Origin of the sequence: Affinirhizobium straminoryzae (genome assembly GCF_007004135.1) — a bacterium.
GTDB lineage: Bacteria > Pseudomonadota > Alphaproteobacteria > Rhizobiales > Rhizobiaceae > Neorhizobium > Neorhizobium straminoryzae.
The window spans coordinates 107559-126695 of sequence record NZ_VJMG01000009.1 but is presented as its reverse complement, the minus strand read 5'-3'; the positions used below and the strand labels follow the sequence as shown (position 1 = coordinate 126695).

20 protein-coding genes are annotated in these 19137 nt (G+C 63.8%); 16 read left to right on the top strand and 4 right to left on the bottom strand.

Going from position 1 to position 19137, the window contains the following annotated elements; translation table 11 throughout:
- The first annotated feature begins 138 nt into the window (after window positions 1-138).
- The 11 genes from nagZ (at window position 139) to FNA46_RS04135 (ending at window position 10393) form a co-directional block, all read left to right on the top strand.
- On the top strand, window positions 139-1137 hold the full coding sequence (gene nagZ, locus FNA46_RS04185) for a beta-N-acetylhexosaminidase (protein ID WP_142881091.1): 999 nt from the start codon (window positions 139-141) through the stop codon (window positions 1135-1137).
- 63 nt (window positions 1138-1200) lie between these two features.
- Entirely contained in the window at window positions 1201-2028 is an 828-nt protein-coding gene (locus FNA46_RS04180) for a segregation and condensation protein A (RefSeq protein ID WP_142881085.1), read from the top strand.
- Between the two features lie 60 nt (window positions 2029-2088).
- Complete coding sequence (scpB, locus tag FNA46_RS04175) at window positions 2089-2751, top strand: SMC-Scp complex subunit ScpB (protein ID WP_244618057.1); 663 nt, start codon at window positions 2089-2091, stop codon at window positions 2749-2751.
- 60 nt (window positions 2752-2811) lie between these two features.
- A complete protein-coding gene (locus FNA46_RS04170) occupies window positions 2812-3915 on the top strand; it encodes an ABC transporter ATP-binding protein (protein ID WP_142881083.1) in 1104 nt (367 codons plus the stop codon).
- A 42-nt stretch (window positions 3916-3957) separates the two neighbouring features.
- Window positions 3958-4158 carry a twin-arginine translocase TatA/TatE family subunit gene (locus FNA46_RS04165; protein ID WP_142881082.1) on the top strand — a complete coding sequence of 67 codons (201 nt, stop codon included), beginning with the start codon at window positions 3958-3960 and terminating at the stop codon, window positions 4156-4158.
- Window positions 4159-4209: 51 nt separating this feature from the next.
- Entirely contained in the window at window positions 4210-5037 is an 828-nt protein-coding gene (tatB, locus tag FNA46_RS04160; protein WP_142881081.1) for a Sec-independent protein translocase protein TatB, read from the top strand.
- On the top strand, window positions 5034-5864 hold the full coding sequence (gene tatC, locus FNA46_RS04155) for a twin-arginine translocase subunit TatC (RefSeq protein ID WP_142881080.1): 831 nt from the start codon (window positions 5034-5036) through the stop codon (window positions 5862-5864). The genes tatB and tatC overlap by 4 nt, the downstream gene beginning before the upstream one ends.
- Window positions 5865-5959: 95 nt before the next feature.
- Window positions 5960-7243 (top strand): serine--tRNA ligase, encoded by a 1284-nt coding sequence (gene serS, locus FNA46_RS04150; protein ID WP_142881079.1) that lies wholly within the window; start codon window positions 5960-5962, stop codon window positions 7241-7243.
- Window positions 7244-7250: 7 nt separating this feature from the next.
- Window positions 7251-8018 carry a 5'/3'-nucleotidase SurE gene (surE, locus tag FNA46_RS04145; protein ID WP_142881078.1) on the top strand — a complete coding sequence of 256 codons (768 nt, stop codon included), beginning with the start codon at window positions 7251-7253 and terminating at the stop codon, window positions 8016-8018.
- Between the two features lie 8 nt (window positions 8019-8026).
- Window positions 8027-8668: a protein-L-isoaspartate(D-aspartate) O-methyltransferase gene (locus tag FNA46_RS04140; protein ID WP_425468664.1), complete on the top strand. Its 642-nt coding sequence runs from the start codon at window positions 8027-8029 to the stop codon at window positions 8666-8668.
- A 183-nt stretch (window positions 8669-8851) separates the two neighbouring features.
- Window positions 8852-10393 (top strand): peptidoglycan DD-metalloendopeptidase family protein, encoded by a 1542-nt coding sequence (locus FNA46_RS04135; protein ID WP_142881090.1) that lies wholly within the window; start codon window positions 8852-8854, stop codon window positions 10391-10393.
- Window positions 10394-10490: 97 nt separating this feature from the next.
- Here FNA46_RS04135 and FNA46_RS04130 read toward each other — a convergent pair whose 3' ends face one another.
- Window positions 10491-11363: an ATP-binding protein gene (locus FNA46_RS04130; RefSeq protein ID WP_142881076.1), complete on the bottom strand. Its 873-nt coding sequence runs from the start codon at window positions 11361-11363 to the stop codon at window positions 10491-10493.
- A gap of 200 nt (window positions 11364-11563) precedes the next feature.
- Here FNA46_RS04130 and yajC point away from each other — a divergent pair, with 200 nt between their 5' ends.
- The 5 genes from yajC to FNA46_RS04105 all read left to right on the top strand — a co-directional run bounded on the left by yajC (window position 11564) and on the right by FNA46_RS04105 (window position 16454).
- Window positions 11564-11917, top strand: a complete 354-nt coding sequence (gene yajC / locus FNA46_RS04125; protein WP_142881075.1) for a preprotein translocase subunit YajC — start codon at window positions 11564-11566, stop codon at window positions 11915-11917.
- 59 nt (window positions 11918-11976) lie between these two features.
- Window positions 11977-14538, top strand: a complete 2562-nt coding sequence (gene secDF / locus FNA46_RS04120; protein WP_142881074.1) for a protein translocase subunit SecDF — start codon at window positions 11977-11979, stop codon at window positions 14536-14538.
- A 3-nt stretch (window positions 14539-14541) separates the two neighbouring features.
- Window positions 14542-14922, top strand: coding sequence for an Mth938-like domain-containing protein (locus FNA46_RS04115; RefSeq protein WP_142881073.1), 381 nt, complete (start codon window positions 14542-14544; stop codon window positions 14920-14922).
- 25 nt (window positions 14923-14947) lie between these two features.
- Entirely contained in the window at window positions 14948-15799 is an 852-nt protein-coding gene (locus FNA46_RS04110; protein ID WP_142881072.1) for a phytoene/squalene synthase family protein, read from the top strand.
- 190 nt (window positions 15800-15989) lie between these two features.
- On the top strand, window positions 15990-16454 hold the full coding sequence (locus FNA46_RS04105; RefSeq protein WP_142881071.1) for a hypothetical protein: 465 nt from the start codon (window positions 15990-15992) through the stop codon (window positions 16452-16454).
- Here FNA46_RS04105 and trmFO read toward each other — a convergent pair.
- The 3 genes from trmFO to FNA46_RS04090 form a co-directional block, all read right to left on the bottom strand.
- Window positions 16419-17882 carry a methylenetetrahydrofolate--tRNA-(uracil(54)-C(5))-methyltransferase (FADH(2)-oxidizing) TrmFO gene (gene trmFO / locus FNA46_RS04100; protein WP_142881070.1) on the bottom strand — a complete coding sequence of 488 codons (1464 nt, stop codon included), beginning with the start codon at window positions 17880-17882 and terminating at the stop codon, window positions 16419-16421. The genes FNA46_RS04105 and trmFO overlap by 36 nt on opposite strands.
- A gap of 77 nt (window positions 17883-17959) precedes the next feature.
- Window positions 17960-18352: a VOC family protein gene (locus tag FNA46_RS04095; protein ID WP_142881069.1), complete on the bottom strand. Its 393-nt coding sequence runs from the start codon at window positions 18350-18352 to the stop codon at window positions 17960-17962.
- A 36-nt stretch (window positions 18353-18388) separates the two neighbouring features.
- Window positions 18389-19024 (bottom strand): glutathione S-transferase family protein, encoded by a 636-nt coding sequence (locus FNA46_RS04090; RefSeq protein WP_142881068.1) that lies wholly within the window; start codon window positions 19022-19024, stop codon window positions 18389-18391.
- Window positions 19025-19137 lie beyond the last annotated feature (113 nt).

Genomic DNA, 19137 nt, shown 5'->3' with positions numbered 1-19137 from the left:
TTGCTCAAGAAAAACGGGGCACCAGGGCCCCGTTTTTCTTGAGCAAGAATGCGTGGATGATGAAGGTGTCTCAGCCATCAGTCAGCCGTCGAGGGGAACAATAGAGCCATGAACCAAGCCAACACCCAGTCCAAAGCGATGATCCTCGGCTGCGCCGGCCAGACGCTGAGCGCCGATGAAAAGGCGTTTTATCGCGACGAGCGGCCCTGGGGTTTCATCCTGTTTGCCCGCAATTGCGGGGAGCCGCAGCAGATCCGCGATCTCGTGGCGGACCTTCGCGACAGCGTTGGCCGGCCGGATGCCCCGGTGCTGATCGATCAGGAGGGCGGCCGCGTGCAGCGCATTCGCCCGCCGCATGTGGAGGCCTATCCGCCAGCCGCGCGTCTCGGCGAGATTTACGCTGCCGATCGCGGCGCCGGCCTTCGCGCTGCCTGGCTGATGTCGCGTCTGCATGCCTTCGACCTGACAAGGCTCGGCATCACTATCGATTGCCTGCCGGTGCTGGATGTTCTGATCGAGGGCGCCACGCAGGCAATCGGCAACCGCTCCTACGGCAGCGATCCTGCCATGGTGACCGCACTCGGGACGGCGGCAGCGGAAGGGTTGAAGGCCGGCGGCATGCTGCCGGTCATGAAGCACATGCCCGGCCACGGCCGCGCCATGGCCGATTCGCATCACGACCTGCCGGTGGTCCACGCCAGCCGCGTCGAGCTGGAGGCACAGGATTTCGCGCCCTTCCGTGCCCTCCGCAGCGAGTTGATGGGCATGAGCGCGCATATTCTCTTCACCGCGATCGATGCAGAGCGGCCTGCCACCACTTCGCCGATCGTTATCAGTGAGATCATTCGCGGCCATATCGGCTTCGATGGGCTGCTGCTCTCCGACGACAGCTCGATGAATGCGCTGAAGGGCACGATCGGCGAGCGCGCGGCCGACATTCTGGCAGGCGGCTGCGATATTGTCTTGCATTGCAACGGGCTGATGGACGAAATGAAGGCTGTGGTGGAACGGGTACCGGTGCTGTCGGGCAGATCGCTGGAGCGGGCAAAGGCCGTGGAAGCGGCGTTTCCGACGCCCGACGCCACCAGCGAAGACGCGGCGCGCGCCGAATTCCGGGCTCTGATCGGCGGAGTCTGAGCCGCGCGGGCGGCAAGTGCTGACGGTGCCCGGACGGTGCGGTCGGCGAAGGTGGGGCGGAACATGGCCGGTGACATATCACAGTCTGCCACTCCAATGGACAGGCTCTGGCAGGACAGCGATGCGCGCGGCTCGACGGAGCCGGCGCTCGTCATCGATGTCGGTGGCTTCGAAGGCCCGCTCGATCTTCTTCTGCATCTGGCCCGCACGCAGAAGGTGGATCTGGCGCGTATTTCAGTGCTGGCGCTGGCTGAACAATATCTGCTGTTCGTCGAAAGCGCGCGCCGCGTGCGCATCGAACTCGCCGCCGATTATCTGGTGATGGCGGCCTGGCTCGCCTATCTGAAATCCAAGCTGCTGATCCCGCAGCAGGCACGGCAGGATGACGGGCCGACGGGCGAGGAAATGGCCGCGACGCTGGCCTTCCGCCTGAAACGCCTGGAAGCGATGCGCGAAGCGGCGACGCGGCTGATCAACCGCAACCGGCTCGGCCGCGACGTGTTTGCCCGCGGGGCGCCGGAGCACATTCCCGAACGCAACGGCGCAAGCTTCGAGGCCAATCTCTACGATCTCCTGCATGCCTATGCCAATCTGCGGCAGAGGCAGGCGGTGACGCAGGTCACCATCGAGCGGCGTAAGGTGTGGTCGCTGGTGGAGGCGCGCGAGCTGCTGACCACCATGCTGGGTGAGATCAGCGACTGGACGGCGCTGCAGCACTATCTTCTCGACTACATGCCGCCGGGTGACCGGGTAACGGCAACCGCGAGCGCCTTTGCCGCCTCGCTCGAGCTGGTGCGGGAAGGCAAGCTGGAAATCCGGCAGGATGGGGTCTTCCAGCCGATCTACATGCGTCGCGGTCCGGGACGCCCCGGCGGCGCGACTGGCGAATAGGAGAGGGGCGTGCAGGTTTTCGAAGAGCAGGAGGATGCACCCGCCGAGGAGCGGGAGCCTGTGCGGACGGCGCTGGATCTTGAGGCGGAGCGCATCGCCGAGGCTTTGGTGTTCGCCTCCGCGGAGCCTGTGTCCGAAGCCTTCCTGTTGGAGCGCCTGCCACGCGGAACGGATGTGCGGACCGTGATGGCGCGGCTGGTACAGCTGTATGCCGGGCGGGGTGTCAATCTGGTCCGCGTCGAGGATCGCTGGGCTTTCCGCACCGCAGCGGATCTCTCCTTCGTCATCCGCCGTGACGAGACCGAGAGCAGGAAGCTGTCAAGAGCGGCGCTGGAGGTGCTGGCAATCATAGCCTACCACCAGCCGGTGACGCGCGCCGAGATCGAGGAGATCCGCGGCGTCCAGACCTCACGCGGCACGCTGGACGTGCTGATGGAAGCGGGCTGGGTGCGCTTTCGCGGCCGTCGCCGCACGCCCGGCCGTCCGGTCACGCTCGGCACGACACCCCGCTTTCTCGATCATTTCGGCCTCGAAGAAATCCGCGACCTGCCGGGGCTGGAGGAATTGAAGGGAGCGGGACTGTTGTCCGGCCGCATCCCGCCTGACTTCCGCATTCCCGTGCCGATGTCGGCGGATGAGTTGTCCGAAGAGGAAGATCCGATCACCCAGCTGGATCTTGAGGAGCTTGGCCTCTTGACTCCCGGTGGTGGAGAAGAGGAATAGCACGTTCATCTTTAGAGAACGGCATCTTTCCCAGCATGGCATGACGAAGGCCAGAAGCTCATGAACGACATCGCGCCCGAAGGGCTGCCGACATCCCCGCGCCGTCCCGCCGGCGTGACATTTGCGGCCAGCCTCGCCTTCGAGAACATCCGCCACAGCTATCACGGCAAGGAAACGATCCGCGACATTTCGCTGGAGGCGCGTCCGGGCGAGGTGCTGTGCCTGCTCGGCCCGTCCGGTTCCGGCAAGACGACCCTGCTGCGGATTGCTGCCGGCATCGAGGCCCAGACCTCTGGCCGCGTGCTGATCGACGGTCGGGTGGTTGCCGGACCCGATCTGTTCGTGCCGCCGGAAAAGCGTGGCGTCGGGCTGATGTTCCAGGATTATGCGCTGTTTCCGCATCTGAGCGTCCTGGACAATGTCCGCTTCGGCCTCACCGCGATGCCGGCGAAGGCTGCCCATGCCGAGGCCATGGTGGCGCTGGAGCGGGTAGGGCTCTCGCACTATGCCGACAAATTTCCGCATGCGCTTTCGGGCGGGGAACAGCAGCGTGTGGCGCTTGCCCGTGCGCTTGCCCCGCGCCCCGGCGTTCTGCTGATGGACGAGCCTTTCAGCGGCCTCGACTCACGCCTGAAGGATACGATCCGCGCTGACACCCTGGATGTGCTGCGCCAGTCGCGCGCAACGGCCATCGTCGTGACGCATGACGCGGAGGAGGCCATGCGCATGGGCGATCGGATCGCGCTTCTGAACCACGGCCGTCTGGTGCAGCTCGGCCGTTCGCAGGATCTCTATCGCCGCCCGCAATCGCTGTTTGCCGCGGGCTTCTTCTCCGAGATCAACCGTCTGCAGGGCAGGGTGCGCCACGGCGCTGTGGCAACGCCGCTCGGGCGGGGCGATGCGTCCGGTCTGGCGGATGGCACGGTTGTGGATGTGGCGGTTCGCATCTCGCAGGTCATGGTCTCGGAATCGGCCGGTCCCATCCGCGCCCGCATCCTGACCCGCCGCTTCCTGGGCGTCGTGGAATTGCTCACGCTTGCCGTGGACGGGCTGGATGAGCCGCTCAGGGCCCGCATTCGCGCCGACCAGCTGGCGGATGGTCTCACAGACGTGACCATAAAGGTTTCGGACGGCGATATTTTGGTGTTTGAAAAAGCGGACTAAACGTCTTACATCGGCAAGAACGCGCAATCATGGAGTGGAGTCATGGGTTCTTTTAGCATCTGGCACTGGCTGATCGTTCTGGTCATCGTGCTCATCTTCTTCGGGCGCGGCAAGATTCCAGACCTGATGGGCGATGTCGCCAAGGGTATCAAGAGCTTCAAGAAGGGCATGGCTGACGAGGACGAGACGCCGCCCGCGACAACGGCGAAGACCGTGGACCACAAGCCGGAAGAAACCAAGTAAGCATCCGGTGCCGCGCCCCGGTGGGGGCGCGTCTCCCGAGGAGCGTCATACATGCTGGACATCGGCTGGACCGAACTCTTAGTCATCGCGGTCGTCTTGATCGTTGTCGTCGGGCCGAAGGATCTGCCGCCGATGTTGCGTGCCTTCGGCAAAATGACGGCCAATCTGCGAAAAATGGCGGGTGACTTCCGCACGCAGTTCGACCAGGCCCTGCGCGAGGCCGACATGGACGATCTGCGCCAGACGATTTCGGACGCCCAGCGCTTCCACCCGGCCAATGCGCTGCGCGAGGCGATCAATCCGCTGCGCGAGATGGGCAACGAGATCCGCAACGATCTCCAGAAGGCGACGACGCTGCCATCCGCCGAAGCGACGGATGGGCAGGCGGCAGGAGAGAATGCTGCCGGAATCGAATCGCTGTTGCCAACCTCCGGGCTCTCGCTGCCGGAGACGCCACCGGCTGTTGCTCCGGTGCATGCTGCAGCGCCGCCTGCGCCTGCGCAGCCGGCCGCGGCGCAGGCTTCGACGCCGACCGCCTCTGTCGCTTCCGTGTCATCGGGGGCTGCTTCTGCGCCGTCTTCAATCACTGCGGCAGCTGCGGCGCCTGCAGCACCTGCGGCATCCTCTTCGCCTGCACAATCGGAACCGATATCTGCCGCACCGGTGAAGAAGCCGCGCGCCCCGCGCAAGCCGAAGGTGGAGGTCGCTGTCGTGGCCGAGCCGGTGCCGGCAGTAAAGTCTGCGGTCCGTCGCACGCGGACTGCCAAGCCTGCCGTGACCGAAACCGCTTCGACCGCGCCGGTTGCGGAAACCGCTCATGCGGCCAAGCCCGCACCGCGTCCGCGCAAGAAGCCAGCCACGCCCAAGGATAATGCATGACCGGCGATATCGACGACAAGCCTCAGCCGCTCATCGAGCATCTGATGGAACTGCGCACGCGGCTCATCTGGTCGCTGGCTGCGTTCTTCGTGGCCTTCCTGGTGTGCTTCTTCTTCGCCAAGCAGCTCTTCAATCTGCTGGTCATTCCTTACAAATGGGCCGTCGTCTGGGCCGGTCTGGATGTGGCGAAGTCCGAACTAATCTACACCGCACCGCAGGAATTCTTCTTCACGCAGGTGAAGGTGGCGATGTTCGGCGCTCTGGTCATCGCCTTCCCGATCATCGCCTCGCAGCTCTACAAGTTCGTGGCGCCCGGTCTCTACAAGAACGAGCGGGCCGCCTTCCTGCCGTTCCTGATTGCGTCTCCCGTGCTGTTCCTGCTCGGGGCTGCGCTGGTCTATTTCTTCTTCACGCCGATGGTGATGTGGTTCTTCCTCGCCATGCAGCAGAAGCCCGGTGAAGGCGAGGTGGCGATCTCCCTGATGCCCAAGGTGTCGGAATACCTGTCGCTGATCATGACGCTGGTCATGTCCTTTGGACTGGTGTTCCAGTTGCCCGTCGTGACGACGCTTCTTGCGCGCGTCGGGCTGCTCACCAGCACCTGGCTGGTGGAGAAGCGCAAGTTCGCCATTGTGCTGGCCTTCGTCGTGGCCGCCGTGCTGACCCCTCCGGATCCGATGTCCCAGATCGGTCTTGCACTGCCGACGATCCTTCTCTACGAGGTCTCCATCTACGCCGCTCGACTCGTGGAAAAGAAGCGCGCGAGTGAAACTGCGGCCGTCCAGGACGCCAGTTCATCCTCCGTCAGCACGTCCGACGAGGCGTAGCATCCGTTCCGGCAGAACGGGATATCTCGGCCGGAGCAAGATTTTTCGGCCGGGCTCATCCTCTCGGCCTCAACCGCAGGCGATCTGGAACGACGATGCTCGATATCAAGTGGATACGTGAGAACCCCGCGGCCCTCGACGAGGCGCTGAAGAAGCGCGGTGCAGAACCGCAGGCCGACGCCATCATTGCACTGGATGAAACGCGCCGCTCCGTCATCCAGACACTTCAGGACATGCAGTCCCGCCGCAATGCCGCCTCCAAGGAGATCGGCGCCGCCATGGCGCAGAAGAACCAGGAGCTTGCTGAAAAGCTGAAGGCCGAGGTGGCGAGCCTCAAGGACGAGATGCCGGTCCTCGAACAGAAGGAGCGTGAGGCGATCGCCGCGCTGGACGACGTTCTGTCGCGTATCCCGAACATTCCGCTCGATGACGTGCCGGTCGGCAAGGACGAACATGACAATGTCGTCGCCCGCGTTGTCGGTGAGAAGCCGCGCTGGAACCACCCGGCCAAGGAGCATTTCGACATCGGCGAAGCGCTCGGCATGATGGATTTCGACCGGGCGGCAAAGCTGTCCGGCTCGCGCTTCACGGTGCTGACGGGCCAGCTTGCAAAGCTGGAACGCGCCCTTGGCCAGTTCATGATCGACCTGCACACCACCGAACACGGCTATACGGAAGTATCCTCGCCGCTGATGGTGCGTGACGAGGCCATGTATGGCACCGGGCAGCTTCCGAAGTTCGCCGAAGACCTGTTCCGCACCACCGACGGCCGTTGGCTGATCCCGACGGCGGAAGTGACGCTGACCAATCTCGTCTCCCAGGAGATCCTGGAGCAGGAGCAACTGCCGCTGCGATTGACCGCACTGACGCCGTCCTTCCGCTCGGAAGCCGGTTCCGCCGGTCGCGATACGCGCGGCATGCTGCGCCAGCACCAGTTCTGGAAGTGTGAACTCGTCTCCATCACGGACGCGGAAAGCTCGGTTGCTGAACACGAACGCATGACGGCCTGTGCGGAAGAGGTGCTGAAGCGCCTCGGCCTGCATTTCCGCACCATGACGCTCTGCACCGGCGACATGGGATTCGGCGCCCGCAAGACCTATGACCTCGAGGTCTGGCTGCCGGGGCAGAATACCTACCGCGAAATCTCCTCCTGTTCGGTCTGCGGCGATTTCCAGGCACGGCGCATGAATGCGCGCTACCGCGTCAAGGACGAGAAGGCGCCGCGTTTCGTGCACACGCTGAACGGGTCCGGCACCGCCGTCGGTCGCTGCCTGATCGCCGTTCTCGAAAATTATCTGAACGAGGACGGTTCCGTGACCATCCCCGATGCGCTTCTGCCCTATATGGGAGGTCTGACGAAGATCGAACGGAGCGCGTGAGGGAACAATGCGGATCCTGCTCACCAACGATGATGGCATTCATGCCGAGGGACTGGCGGTGCTCGAACGCATCGCCCGCACCCTCTCCGACGATGTGTGGATCGTTGCGCCGGAAACCGATCAGAGCGGTCTTGCCCATTCGCTGACGCTGTCGGAACCCTTGCGCCTGCGCGAGGTCGGCCACCGGCATTTTGCGGTGCGCGGCACGCCGACCGACTGCGTGATCATGGGCATCCGCCATGTGCTGGATCGCAAGCCCGACCTTATCCTGTCGGGCATCAATGCAGGCTCCAACATTGCCGACGACGTGACCTATTCCGGTACGATTGCGGGCGCCATCGAGGGCACCATCCAGGGTATCCGTTCGCTGGCGCTGAGCCAGGCCGTGCAGTACGAGGATGGCAAGCGCAGCCTGCCCTGGGCAACGGTAGAGGTGCATGCACCGGATCTGATCCGCAAGCTGATCGCGCTCGATCTGCCCGCGGGCACCTTCCTGAACCTCAACTTCCCGCCCTGCACCGCCGATGCGGTGACGGGGGTGACAGTGACGGCGCAGGGCAAGACGGATTTTGGCATCGTGGTCGATGAGCGGCAGGACGGGCGCGGCAATCCGTATTTCTGGCTGCGTTTCGGCAATCGTACCGGACAGTTTGCGCCCGGCACCGATATCCACGCCCTGCGCGACAATCGGATTTCCGTGACCCCGTTGAAGCTCGACCTGACGGATCACGCCATGCTGGCGACCGTCGGACAGGCCTTGGGAGCAGGTGCTTGAAATCAGGCATGATCGAGAAGGAAGGGTTTGCTGCCCTGGTGCTTCGTCTGCGGGCCCAGGGCGTTACCGATCTCGACCTCCTGACGGCGATCGAACAGACGCCGCGCAGCCAGTTTGTGCCCCCGCAATTCGTCACGGATGCCTATTCAAGCCGAACCATTCCCATCGAATGTGGATCGTTCATGGAAGGCGCGGATCTCGCCGCGCGTCTTCTTGCGCAGTTGCATGTGAAGCCCGGCCATCGGGTGCTCGACATCGGCACTGGCAGCGGCTTTACCGCCGCCGTGATGGGCCGCATCGCCGAGCGGGTGCTGTCGCTGGAGCGGTTTCGCACCCTGGTCAAGGCCGCGCAGGGACGCCTTGAAGCGCTCGGCATGCGCAATGTCATCATCCGTCAGGCCGATGGCAGCAATGGTCTGCAGGGGGAGGGGACCTTCGACCGCATTCTGGTGACCGCCGCCTTCGACGCCATTCCGCGATTCTATGCCGAGCAACTGGTGCATGGCGGCTCGATGATTGCGCCGCTGATGACGGGCGAGGATCGCTGCATGATGATTCGGCTGACCAAGGTTGGCAGCCGATTCGAGCGCGAGGATCTGTTTCCGGCGCCCTATCTGCCGCTTGTGTCGCACATCGCGGTTCATCTGTGAGCGTGCCGCTGATGCTGATCACGAGTCATGGTTAGCAATTTGCCAAAAAAATGAAGCGCGCGGCAGCGCCTTAACCCAACGGTAAGACTAACGGTCTTTAATGGATCACGAAATAGGTCGTGTCAGTTGGGTCGAGTCATGCGTTTGAAGAGTTCGTCAATGATGAGAAGGTCGGTCACCCGGATGGCGGTGGCGGCTTTTCTGGCGAGTGCAGCAACGGGATGCAGTTCCGACGCCACTCGCTTCTCCGGTCTCTTTCCCGGAAGCGATAATATGACGACAGCCTCGATCCCGCAGAGGCAGGGATCCGGCGCCTACGGAACAGCCCCGGTTCCGAGCGGCGATGTCGGCGGCGATTCTCAAGGCTATTCGCAGGGTGGCGGCGGCTACGGCCAGCCTTATCCGCAGCAGGCTCAGGGTGGCTATGCGCCGGCCAGCGTGTCGCCGGCCCGCAGTTCGGCCGCGCCCATCCAGCGGGCAGCGCTTGCGCCTCCGGCAGGTGCCGTCAGTCAGTCCAGTCTTCCGCCGCTCGGCGAAGCGCCTGCCCGTCAGGAAGCGATGGCGCAGCCGATGCCGGCCACGTCTTCTCCCTCGCCGATTGCCGCACGCCGTATGGCCGCGGCGAACGATGATGGTGCAGCAACCGGCGCCACCGGTCCCGGCTGGTCGACGACCAATGCGCCTCGCGTCAACCTGCGGCCGGGCGAAAATGCCAAGATCCTGTCCCAGCGCTATGGTGTGCCGGAAAAGGAAATCCTGAAGGCCAATGGCGGGGTGCTGACGCCCGGTCAGAATGTGATCATCCCGACCTATGCGGCCCGTTCCAATGCGGCCAAGGCCGCTGCAGCCTCCGGCGATCTCGCCAATGGCGGCGATGCGCCCGCACCGCTGCGTCCGCAGGGCGACAAGGTCGCCGTGCTGCCGGGTGCCGCTGCCGCGCGGGACAAGGCGCAGGCCGATTCGGCCGGCAAGCTGACACCGCCCTCCGGTGGTGAGCCCGTTCCGCCGAAGGGGGGCTCCTATGTCGTCAAGCCCGGCGATACGCTGAGCAAGATTGCCCGCGCCACCAACACGCCGATCGATCGCCTGAAAGCCGATAACAGCTTGGCTGACGGCCAGTTGCGGGTTGGCCAGACGCTGAAGGTGGCAGGTGCCCATGGCGAAGCCGTTCAGACAGCCTCGGTGCCGCATGCCACCGCAGCCGGTGCGAAGGCGCAGCCGGCCGTTGCTGCATCGTCGGAACAGACACCCGCCAAGGCGACCGAAAAGCCCGCCACCACGCAGACGGCGAGCCTCTCGGATGTGGAAAGCAAATCCGATGTCAGCACGCCGGCTCCCTCATCGACTGGCATCAGCAAGTATCGCTGGCCTGCCACGGGCGCCGTTATCGCCGCCTTCGGCGCCAATGTTGACGGCAACCGCAATGACGGCATCGACATTTCCGTTCCCGAGGGCACGCCGATCAAGGCTGCTGAAAACGGCGTCGTCATCTATGCCGGCAATGGCCTGAAGCAGCTCGGCAACACGGTTCTGGTGCGCCACGACGATGGCAAGGTGACTGTTTACGGTCATGCCGCCTCGATCAGCGTGTCGCGCGGTCAGAAGGTACAGCGTGGCCAGACGCTGGCGCTGTCCGGCATGAGCGGCGACGCCAAGCGTCCGCAGGTGCATTTCGAAGTGCGCAAGGATGCGACCCCGGTCAACCCGATGACGTTCCTCGAATAGTAGTGCGTATGGGGAATGCGAGAAAGCCCGGCATCGTCCGGGCTTTCGTCGTTGTGGCGATGGCTACTGCTGGGCCTGTCTTGCCACGGCGCGCTGCTCAACTGCGGGGCAGGGGTTTGCGCAGGCGTCCCGCCAGATCCTGGATATATTGCCAGGCGACGCGTCCGGAGCGGCCGCCGCGCGTCGTTGCCCATTCCAGCGCTTCATGATGCAGTTGTGCGCGGTCGAGATCGAGAGCGAAATGGTCGGCATAGCCGTCGATCATCGCCAGATAATCATCCTGATTGCACTTGTGGAAACCAAGCCACAGGCCGAAGCGGTCGGAGAGTGACACCTTCTCCTCGACGGCTTCCGACGGGTTGATCGCCGTCGATTGCTCGTTTTCGAGCATATGGCGCGGCAGCAGGTGGCGACGGTTGGAGGTGGCGTAGAACAGCACGTTGTCCGGCCGGCCTTCGATCCCGCCATCGAGCGCCGCCTTCAGCGACTTGTAGGCGGTATCGTCATGGTCGAAGGAGAGGTCGTCACAAAAGACGATGACCCGGTGGCCGGACGCTTTCAGAAGATCAAGCAGCGCGGGCAGGGTGGAAATATCCTCGCGGTGCACCTCGACCAGTTTCAGGCTGGCGCCGGTAGAAGCCTTCACATCGGCATGAACAGCCTTTACCAGCGAGGACTTGCCCATGCCGCGCGCGCCCCACAACAGGACGTTGTTGGCTTCGAAACCTTCGGCAAAGCGAAGCGTGTTTTCGTGCAGGATGTCACGCACGTGATCCACGCCACGAATGAGCCGCAGCGCAACCCGGTTCGGTCGTGCAACCGGTTGCAGATAGCGGTTTGCGGGTGCCCAGACGAAGCAATCGGCGGCGTTCCAGTCGTTCACGGCCGGCGCCGGGCCCGCAAGTCTCTCCAGCGCATCGGCCAGCCGGCGAACTTCCATCAGCAGTTCTGCGGTTGCTTCCATGGACATCATCTCCTCCTTGGCGCGGCAAAAGCCCGTTTCCTGCCTTTTCGCTGCGGGTAGCATGGTGTTTTCCAGGCTGAAAGGGTAAGAGGCCTGAATTCGGTACGCCCCCGCCGCCGTTTCTGTTGCATTCACCCCGATCGCGACTATATTCCGGCGGCTTGAAGCGGGGGGTGCCTCCGTATCCGTCTATCCGGGAGTTCTCGATGTTCATTACTGAAGCATTCGCCCAGGCCAGCACTGGTGGTGCCGCCGGCGCCTCTCCGTTCGGCTCCGGCCTTGAAATGCTTTTCCTTTTCGCGCCGCTGATGGTGGTGTGGTACTTCTTCCTGATCCGGCCGCAGCGCCAGCAGATGAAGAAGCGCCAGGAAACCCTGTCCAACATCCGCCGCGGCGACCAGGTTGTTCTGGGCGGCGGCATTTCCGGCAAGGTCACCAAGGTCATCGACGACAACGAACTGGAAGTGGAAATCGCCGAAGGCGTGAAGATCCGCGCCATTCGCACCTACATCGCGGAAGTCCGCGTCAAGGGTGAGCCGGTCAAGACCGAAAACGCCTGATCCCTTTCGGCCAGTCGCTCGAGAGCGGCTGGCCCCGCACCCATCGATTCGAGACCGCTATGCTCTATTTTCCGCGCTGGAAGACGTTCCTGATCTGGCTTTCCATGCTGGGCAGCATCATCATCGCATTGCCCAATGCGCTGAGTGATGCGCAGCTGAAGAACTATCCGTCCTTCCTGCCGCATCACAAGATGACGCTCGGTCTCGACCTGCAGGGCGGCTCGTACATGATGCTCAAGATCGATCGCTCCGAGATCGTCAAGGAGCGTGTCGAGACCACCATCGGCGATATTCGCACGCGTCTGCGCGAAGCGGGGGTCCGCTATACCGGCCTCACTGGCAACGGCCAGCAGATCCAGGTTCGCATCACCGATCCCGCCCAGGTCGATGCCGCCCGCAAGGCGCTGAACGAACTGGTACAGCCGATCAGCACTGGCACGGTCATGGGCACCACGCTGCGCGAAGCGAGCCTCGATGAGCCGGAAACGGGTCTCCTGCGTCTGACGCTGACCGATGAGGGGATCAATTACCGCATGTCCTCGGCTCTCAGCCAGTCGACCGAGGTCGTGCGTCGGCGCGTTGATGAGCTCGGCAATACCGAGCCGCTGATTACCCGCCAGGGCAATGACCGCATTGCCGTTCAGGTGCCGGGCCTCAACGATCCGCAGCGTCTGAAGAACCTCCTCAACAAGACGGCCAAGCTGACCTTCCACATGGTGGATACCAGCATGTCGCCGCAGGAGGCGGTCAATGGCCGCCCGCCGGCCGCTTCGCAGGTCCTCTATGGTGCCTCCGATCCGACCACGCCCTATCTCGTGGAGAAGCAGGCCCTGATCTCGGGTGAGAACCTGGTCGATGCGCAGGCAAGCTTCAATCAGCAGACCAACGAGCCTGTCGTCACCTTCCGCTTCGATTCCCGCGGCGCCCAGCGTTTCGCGCAGGCGACCCAGCAGAATGTCGGCCGTCCGTTTGCGATCGTGCTCGATGACAAGGTCATTTCCGCGCCGGTCATCCGCGAACCGATCGTCGGTGGTTTGGGTCAGATTTCCGGCAACTTCACGGTCCAGAGCGCCAACGACCTTGCCGTGCTTCTGCGCGCCGGCGCGCTGCCGGCCACGCTGACGGTGGTGGAAGAACGCACCGTCGGCCCGAGCCTCGGTGCGGACTCGATCCGTGCCGGCGTGATTGCCGGCATCGTCGCCTCGCTGCTCGTCATCGTCTTCATGCTGGTGTTCTACGGCTTCTTCGGCGTGCTGGCGATCATCGCGCTCACGGTCAACATCCTGATGACCATCGCGATCCTGACCGTGCTCGGATCGACGCTGACGCTTCCGGGTATTGCCGGCATCGTTCTCACCATCGGTATGGCCGTTGACTCCAACGTTCTGATCTATGAGCGCATCCGCGAAGAGGCCAAGAGCGGACGCTCGCTGATCCAGTCGATCGATCTCGGTTTCAACCGCGCCTTCGGCACCATCGTCGATGCGAACGTGACGGCGCTGATTGCTGCCGTCGTTCTCTTCTATCTCGGCACCGGCCCTGTGCGCGGCTTTGCCGTCACCCATGCGATCGGTATCGCCACCACGATCTTCACGGCCTATACCCTGACCAACTGGCTGTTTGCCGAGTGGATCAAGCTGCGCCGTCCCAAGCATCTGCCGAAGGGCATCCGCACCGGAATCTTCGACTTCAACGGCGTGAAGTTCATGGGCATCCGCCGCTGGACCTTCACGATTTCCGGTATCCTCGTTCTCGGTTCCATCGTCGGTTTCGGTGTCGGCGGCATGAACCTCGGCGTCGACTTCAAGGGCGGCTCGGTCATCGAACTGCGCGCCAAAGAGGGCGATGCCAACCTCGCCGATCTGCGCAGCCGTCTCGATGGTCTCGGCCTTGGCGAGGTGCAGGCACAGAATTTCGGCGAGGCCAACAGCGTTCTCGTGCGTATCGCGGCCCAGGGCGGTGGCGAGACGGCGGAACAGACAGCACTTGCCAAGGTGCGTGACGCGCTGGAGAAGGATTACGAGTTCCGTCGCGTGGAAGTGGTCGGTCCGGCCGTCTCTGGCGAACTCAGCCAGACCGCCACGATCGGTGTTCTCGGCGCGCTCATCGGCATCCTGGTCTATATCTGGTTCCGCTTCGAATGGCAGTTTGCCGTCGGTGCAATCCTCGCCACGATCCATGACGTGATCCTGACGCTCGGCATCTTCGTGGTCTCCGGCATCGAGTTCAACCTGACCAGCATCGCGGCGATCTTGACCGTCGTCGGCTACTCGCTGAACGATACGGTTGTCGTCTATGACCGCCTGCGCGAAAACATGCGCAAGTTCAAGAAGATGCCGCTGGCCGACCTGATCGACATGTCGATCAACGAAACCATGTCGCGCACGATCCTGACCATGGTGACGACACTGCTCGCCCTCATCGCGCTCTATCTGTTCGGCGGCGAGGTGATCCAGTCCTTCACCTTCGCCATGATCGCGGGCGTCGTCGTTGCCACATTCTCCTCGATCTACATCGCCGCGCCGATCCTGATCGCCTTCAACATGCGCCCCGAAAGCGGGGATGCATCCGCCGCCAAGGGGGGCAAGAAGGCCTCCGACGTCAGCGGCGCGAAGGTCTGATCGATGGTGGAACTGCCCGGTCCCGATGCGCATTTCCCCGGACGCGCGCCGATCGATGCCTATGGCAATGGCGGCTTTCGTTTCGCGGACATGTCGCATCGCGGCTCTCTGATCTGCCTGCCCGTGGGCATCTATGCCTGGGAGATGGCTGAGGGCGATCCGCTGACGGTGGATGCATTTTCGCGCGTGTTGCACGCTGAGGGCGTCGAGTTTCTGCTTGTGGGCACGGGCCGCGATCTGCGCCCGTTGCCGGCACCGCTGAAGGCGGCGTTCCGGGCGCGCGGAATTTCCTCGGACTCGATGGGAACCGGGGCGGCCATCCGCACGTACAACATCATGCTCGGCGAATCGCGGCCCGTGGCTGCGGCGCTCATCGCCGTCTGAACCGAATTTGCGTGGAGGGAAGGCCGTGACGGCTGGTGCCGGCGACCACTGGGACATCTGCCTCTCGACGCTGCGCGAGACGGACCGCGACCGCTATCTGGCCTGCCTCCTTTCGCCGGAGGACAAGCGGGGAGCGCTTGCGGCACTTTACGCCTTCAATGCCGAAATCGCCCGGGTTCGCGACGTGGTGCAGCAGCCGCTGGCTGGCGAGATCCGGCTGCAATGGTGGCGCGATCTCCTTTTCGGCCAGGCGAGCGGCGATACAGGCGGCAATCCGCTGGCTGTTGCGCTGATGGAGACGGTGGAGCGTCATCGCCTGCCGCGTCAGAGCCTGACCGACATGATCGAGGCCCGCATCTTCGATCTTTATGACGATCCGATGCCGGACCGCAATGCGCTGGAGGGGTATGCGGGTGAAACCGCCTCCGCCCTGATTCAACTGGCCGGTCTGGTGCTCGATGCCCCGGCCGCCATGCAGCAGGCGGAAACAGCCGGTCATGCCGGCGTCGCGCAGGCCGTTGCCGGCCTTCTTCTGCTGATGCCGCAGCACCGCCGCCGTGGCCAGGTCTATGTGCCGCAGGATATCCTCTCTGCCACCGGCCTCGACCGTGACGGTTTCCTGGATGACGCGCTGAATGGGAATGTGGCGCATTCGGTTGGCGCGCTTGCCGCGCTCGGGCTGGAGCACCTCGGCAAGGCGGCCAGGTCAGGCATGCCTTCCGTACTGGTTCCGGCCTTCCTGCCGGTCGCGATCGCCGCGCCGGTTCTGAAGCAGGCCGCACGGCGCCCGCAGGATGCGCTGGACGGCAAGCTGCAGTCGCCGCAATGGCGTCGCCAGCTCTCCATGCTCAAAATGATGGCGCTGAAACGTTTTTGATGCCTGCAGGTGGCCGGGGCCGGCAATACGTCCGTCCTCCAATACGTCCGTCCTCAAGTGATGGCACGCCTCCACTGTCCTGCCGGCCAGCTTGCGGAGCCCGGTTCCGTCTGGCGGTCACGTTCGGGCAAGCCTCGGCCGCTACAGGGCAGGGGCGGTGAGCGGTGCCGTCTGCAGGGGAGAATTCGGTGTGAGTCTGGTCGTCTGGGCAATCATTTTCGGACTGGTCATTCTGACCGCCTATTACACCACATCCATGGCGCGGGAGCGCGAGGAACTGGATCGACATGATCCGGGACTCGCCATTCTCGAATTCGGGCGTGCCTATCCGACGGAAGCGATCCGCAGCCTGCATGAGACCGAGGATGGCAACACCATCTTCGTGCGCCTCTACGACAACAAGGCCGGCATCATGCGCAATGGCGGCTCGCACTATGCCTGCCATCTGATCCAGCCTGACCGTTCGCGCGTGACGCCGATGTCGAACGGGCGCGGCCTCGCGATCGACTTTCTCGACGCACCCACGCAGAGTGGCAGCTTCGTATTCTCGACCGCCGCCGAGGCGGCCGAGGTGTCGCTCTGGTTGCTCGGCAACTATGTGACCCGCGAGCAGATGCCGTTAGACGGCGTCCGCGGTCAAGGCGGCAGCCTCTGAGGCCTCCGCAAACACGGGCGCCGGGACGCCCAGCCACGTCGCGCAGTCGGTCAGCGCGCGGCGGGCAAGAAGCTGGCGCTTCATCACCGTCTTGTCCTTGCCGCGGAAGCGTTTGACGCCCTCCGGCTTGACGATGGAGCCGGGCTCCAGCTCCGGAAACAGGCCGAAATTGACGTTCATCGGCTGGAAGGAGCGCTTGCCGGGCTCGTCGTCCGAGACCAGATGGCCGCCGGTGATATGGTTGAGGAGCGCGCCGAGTGCCGTGGTGGCCGGCGGCAGGCTGGGGGCCTCGCCTCTCGCCTCGGCAGCCGCGAAACGACCGGCCAGCAGTCCGATCGCCGCACTTTCCACATAGCCCTCGCAGCCGGTGATCTGGCCGGCAAAGCGCAGGCCGGGGCGCGATTTCAGCGTCAGGCTCTGGTCGAGCAGCGTCGGCGAATGGATGTAGGTGTTGCGATGCAGGCCGCCGAGCCTTGCGAATTCGGCATTCTGCAGGCCGGGAATCATCCGGAAGATCTCCGCCTGCGCGCCATATTTCAGCTTCGTCTGGAAGCCGACCATGTTGTAGAGCGTGCCAAGCGCATTGTCTTGCCGAAGCTGGACGACGGCATAGGCCTTGACGGTCGGGTTATGGGCATTGGTGAGGCCCATCGGCTTCATGGGCCCGTGGCGCAGCGTCTCGCGGCCGCGCTCCGCCATCACCTCGATCGGCAGGCAGCCATCGAAATAGGGCGTGCCTTCCCATTCCTTGAAGCCGACGGTGTCCCCGGCAATCAGGGCATCGACGAAGGCGTCATACTGGTTCTTGTCGAGCGGGCAGTTGATGTAATCCTTGCCCGTGCCGCCGGGGCCGACCTTGTCATAGCGCGACTGGTACCAGCAGATCGACATGTCGATCGACTCGCGGTGAACGATCGGCGCGATCGCATCGAAGAAGGCGAGCGCATCCTCGCCGGTTTCCGCCTGGATCGCGGACGCAAGCGAGGCGGAGGTCAGCGGACCGGTCGCGACAATCGAAAGGCCCCACTCCTTCGGCGGCAGACCCTGCACTTCCTCACGCACCACGGTGATGCGGGGATGCTGCGACAGCGCCTGTGTGACGGCGTCGGAAAAGCCGTCGCGGTCGACGGCGAGCGCCCCGCCGGCCGGCACCTGGTGGCGGTCGGCACAGGCCATGATCAGCGAGCCGGCAAGGCGCATTTCCGCATGGATGACGCCGACCGCATTGGCGGTGGCATCGTCGGAACGGAAGGAATTGGAACAGACCAGCTCGGCAAGGCCGTCGGTCTTGTGCGCATCCGTGCCGCGGACACCGCGCATTTCATGCAGGATGACGGGGATGCCGGCCTCGGCCAGCTGCCAGGCGGCTTCGGAGCCGGCAAGGCCGCCGCCGATGACGTGAACGGGTGTGGAGGAAATCTTTGTCATGGGCGGCTCAATATCATGAGCCGCCCGCTGGTCCAATATCAAAGGCGCCTGCCTGACTAAGCGTGTTTCTGCCGGCGTCAACCGGCCATCGGCGTGCAGAGTTCAACCAGCAGACCGTCCGGGCAGCGCAGGTAGGAAACCACCTGTCCCCAGGGCTTTTCCGCGGGTGGCGACAGTTCACGGGCCCCGCAGGCGATGGCCCGGGCATGTGCGGCGGCGACATCCTCGGTGACGAGCGCGATTTCCATGCCGAGCGGCTGCGGGGATGCGTGGGCCGAGACATGGCCACCTGGAAAATTGGCCTCGCCCAGCGCCTCTGCCGCAAAGGCCAGCGTGGTTTCACCGCTCTCCAGCTCGCCATAGGTGCCGCTGTCGTGCAGGAAGCGGGTGGAGAAGCCGAAGGCATCGCCGAAAAAGGCAAGCGACTTGGCCACGTCGGGAACATAGGCGATGGAATAGCCGAACTTCATGGAGGTGTTCCTGTCTTTCGGAGGCAGGCCTGTGTGTCAGCCCTTTGCGGCGGGCGCGAGTTCTGCTGCAAGCGCGTCATCGAGTTCGGTGGCGCGCAGGTGAGCCGGGCGTGATTCAATGCGCGCAACATAGGCCTCGAACGCAGCGCGTTTCTCGATGCTACCGAACTGCATGCCCCACATCAGATGCGCGCCGAGATAGACGTCCGCGCCGGTGAAGCGCTCGCCAGCGACATAGGTGGTGGCGGACAGCGCCTGTTCCAGAGTGTCGAGAACAAGATCATAGGAGCCGTAGCCGACCATGCGCTGCTTTTCTTCCGGCACCACGAAGCCGAGCGCGCGGTTGCTGACCGCGGTTTCCAGCGGTCCGGCGGCGAAGAACATCCAGCGATAGTAGGCAGCCCGTTCTGCATCCGTCTGCGGATGGAGGCCCGCGTCATGGAACGTGTCCGCCAGATAGGCGATAATGCCGGCGCATTCGGTCACCACGAGGTCTCCGTGGCGAAGGGCCGGGACCTTGCCCATCGGATTGATCGCCCGATAGTCCGCGCTTTTCATGTCCGGCCCGTAGGCCAAGAGACGTACATCATAGGGCTGGCCGACTTCCTCCAGCATCCAGCGGGCAATGCGGCCGCGCGACATGGGGTGGGTATAAAGTGTCAACGGTGACATGAGGCTCCTCCGGTATTTGTTCTTCTTATGTTCTTATTGTGCCGTGATGACGGCCGGATGACAAGCCCGTGTGGACAAAGAAAAACCCGGCCGCGAGGCGACCGGGTTCGTCT

Bases quoted from the DNA above. Each gene is read 5' to 3' on its own strand.
- FNA46_RS04095 (WP_142881069.1), bottom strand. From the start codon at position 18,352: ATGAAGTTCGGCTATTCCATCGCCTATGTTCCCGACGTGGCCAAGTCG.
- secDF (WP_142881074.1), top strand. From the start codon at position 11,977: ATGCTCTATTTTCCGCGCTGGAAGACGTTCCTGATCTGGCTTTCCATG.
- yajC (WP_142881075.1), top strand. From the start codon at position 11,564: ATGTTCATTACTGAAGCATTCGCCCAGGCCAGCACTGGTGGTGCCGCC.
- FNA46_RS04140 (WP_425468664.1), top strand. From the start codon at position 8,027: ATGATCGAGAAGGAAGGGTTTGCTGCCCTGGTGCTTCGTCTGCGGGCC.
- FNA46_RS04180 (WP_142881085.1), top strand. From the start codon at position 1,201: ATGGCCGGTGACATATCACAGTCTGCCACTCCAATGGACAGGCTCTGG.
- FNA46_RS04165 (WP_142881082.1), top strand. From the start codon at position 3,958: ATGGGTTCTTTTAGCATCTGGCACTGGCTGATCGTTCTGGTCATCGTG.
- FNA46_RS04115 (WP_142881073.1), top strand. From the start codon at position 14,542: ATGGTGGAACTGCCCGGTCCCGATGCGCATTTCCCCGGACGCGCGCCG.
- FNA46_RS04090 (WP_142881068.1), bottom strand. From the start codon at position 19,024: ATGTCACCGTTGACACTTTATACCCACCCCATGTCGCGCGGCCGCATT.
- nagZ (WP_142881091.1), top strand. From the start codon at position 139: ATGATCCTCGGCTGCGCCGGCCAGACGCTGAGCGCCGATGAAAAGGCG.
- tatB (WP_142881081.1), top strand. From the start codon at position 4,210: ATGCTGGACATCGGCTGGACCGAACTCTTAGTCATCGCGGTCGTCTTG.
- serS (WP_142881079.1), top strand. From the start codon at position 5,960: ATGCTCGATATCAAGTGGATACGTGAGAACCCCGCGGCCCTCGACGAG.
- tatC (WP_142881080.1), top strand. From the start codon at position 5,034: ATGACCGGCGATATCGACGACAAGCCTCAGCCGCTCATCGAGCATCTG.
- surE (WP_142881078.1), top strand. From the start codon at position 7,251: ATGCGGATCCTGCTCACCAACGATGATGGCATTCATGCCGAGGGACTG.
- FNA46_RS04130 (WP_142881076.1), bottom strand. From the start codon at position 11,363: ATGTCCATGGAAGCAACCGCAGAACTGCTGATGGAAGTTCGCCGGCTG.
- trmFO (WP_142881070.1), bottom strand. From the start codon at position 17,882: ATGACAAAGATTTCCTCCACACCCGTTCACGTCATCGGCGGCGGCCTT.
- FNA46_RS04135 (WP_142881090.1), top strand. From the start codon at position 8,852: ATGGCGGTGGCGGCTTTTCTGGCGAGTGCAGCAACGGGATGCAGTTCC.
- FNA46_RS04170 (WP_142881083.1), top strand. From the start codon at position 2,812: ATGAACGACATCGCGCCCGAAGGGCTGCCGACATCCCCGCGCCGTCCC.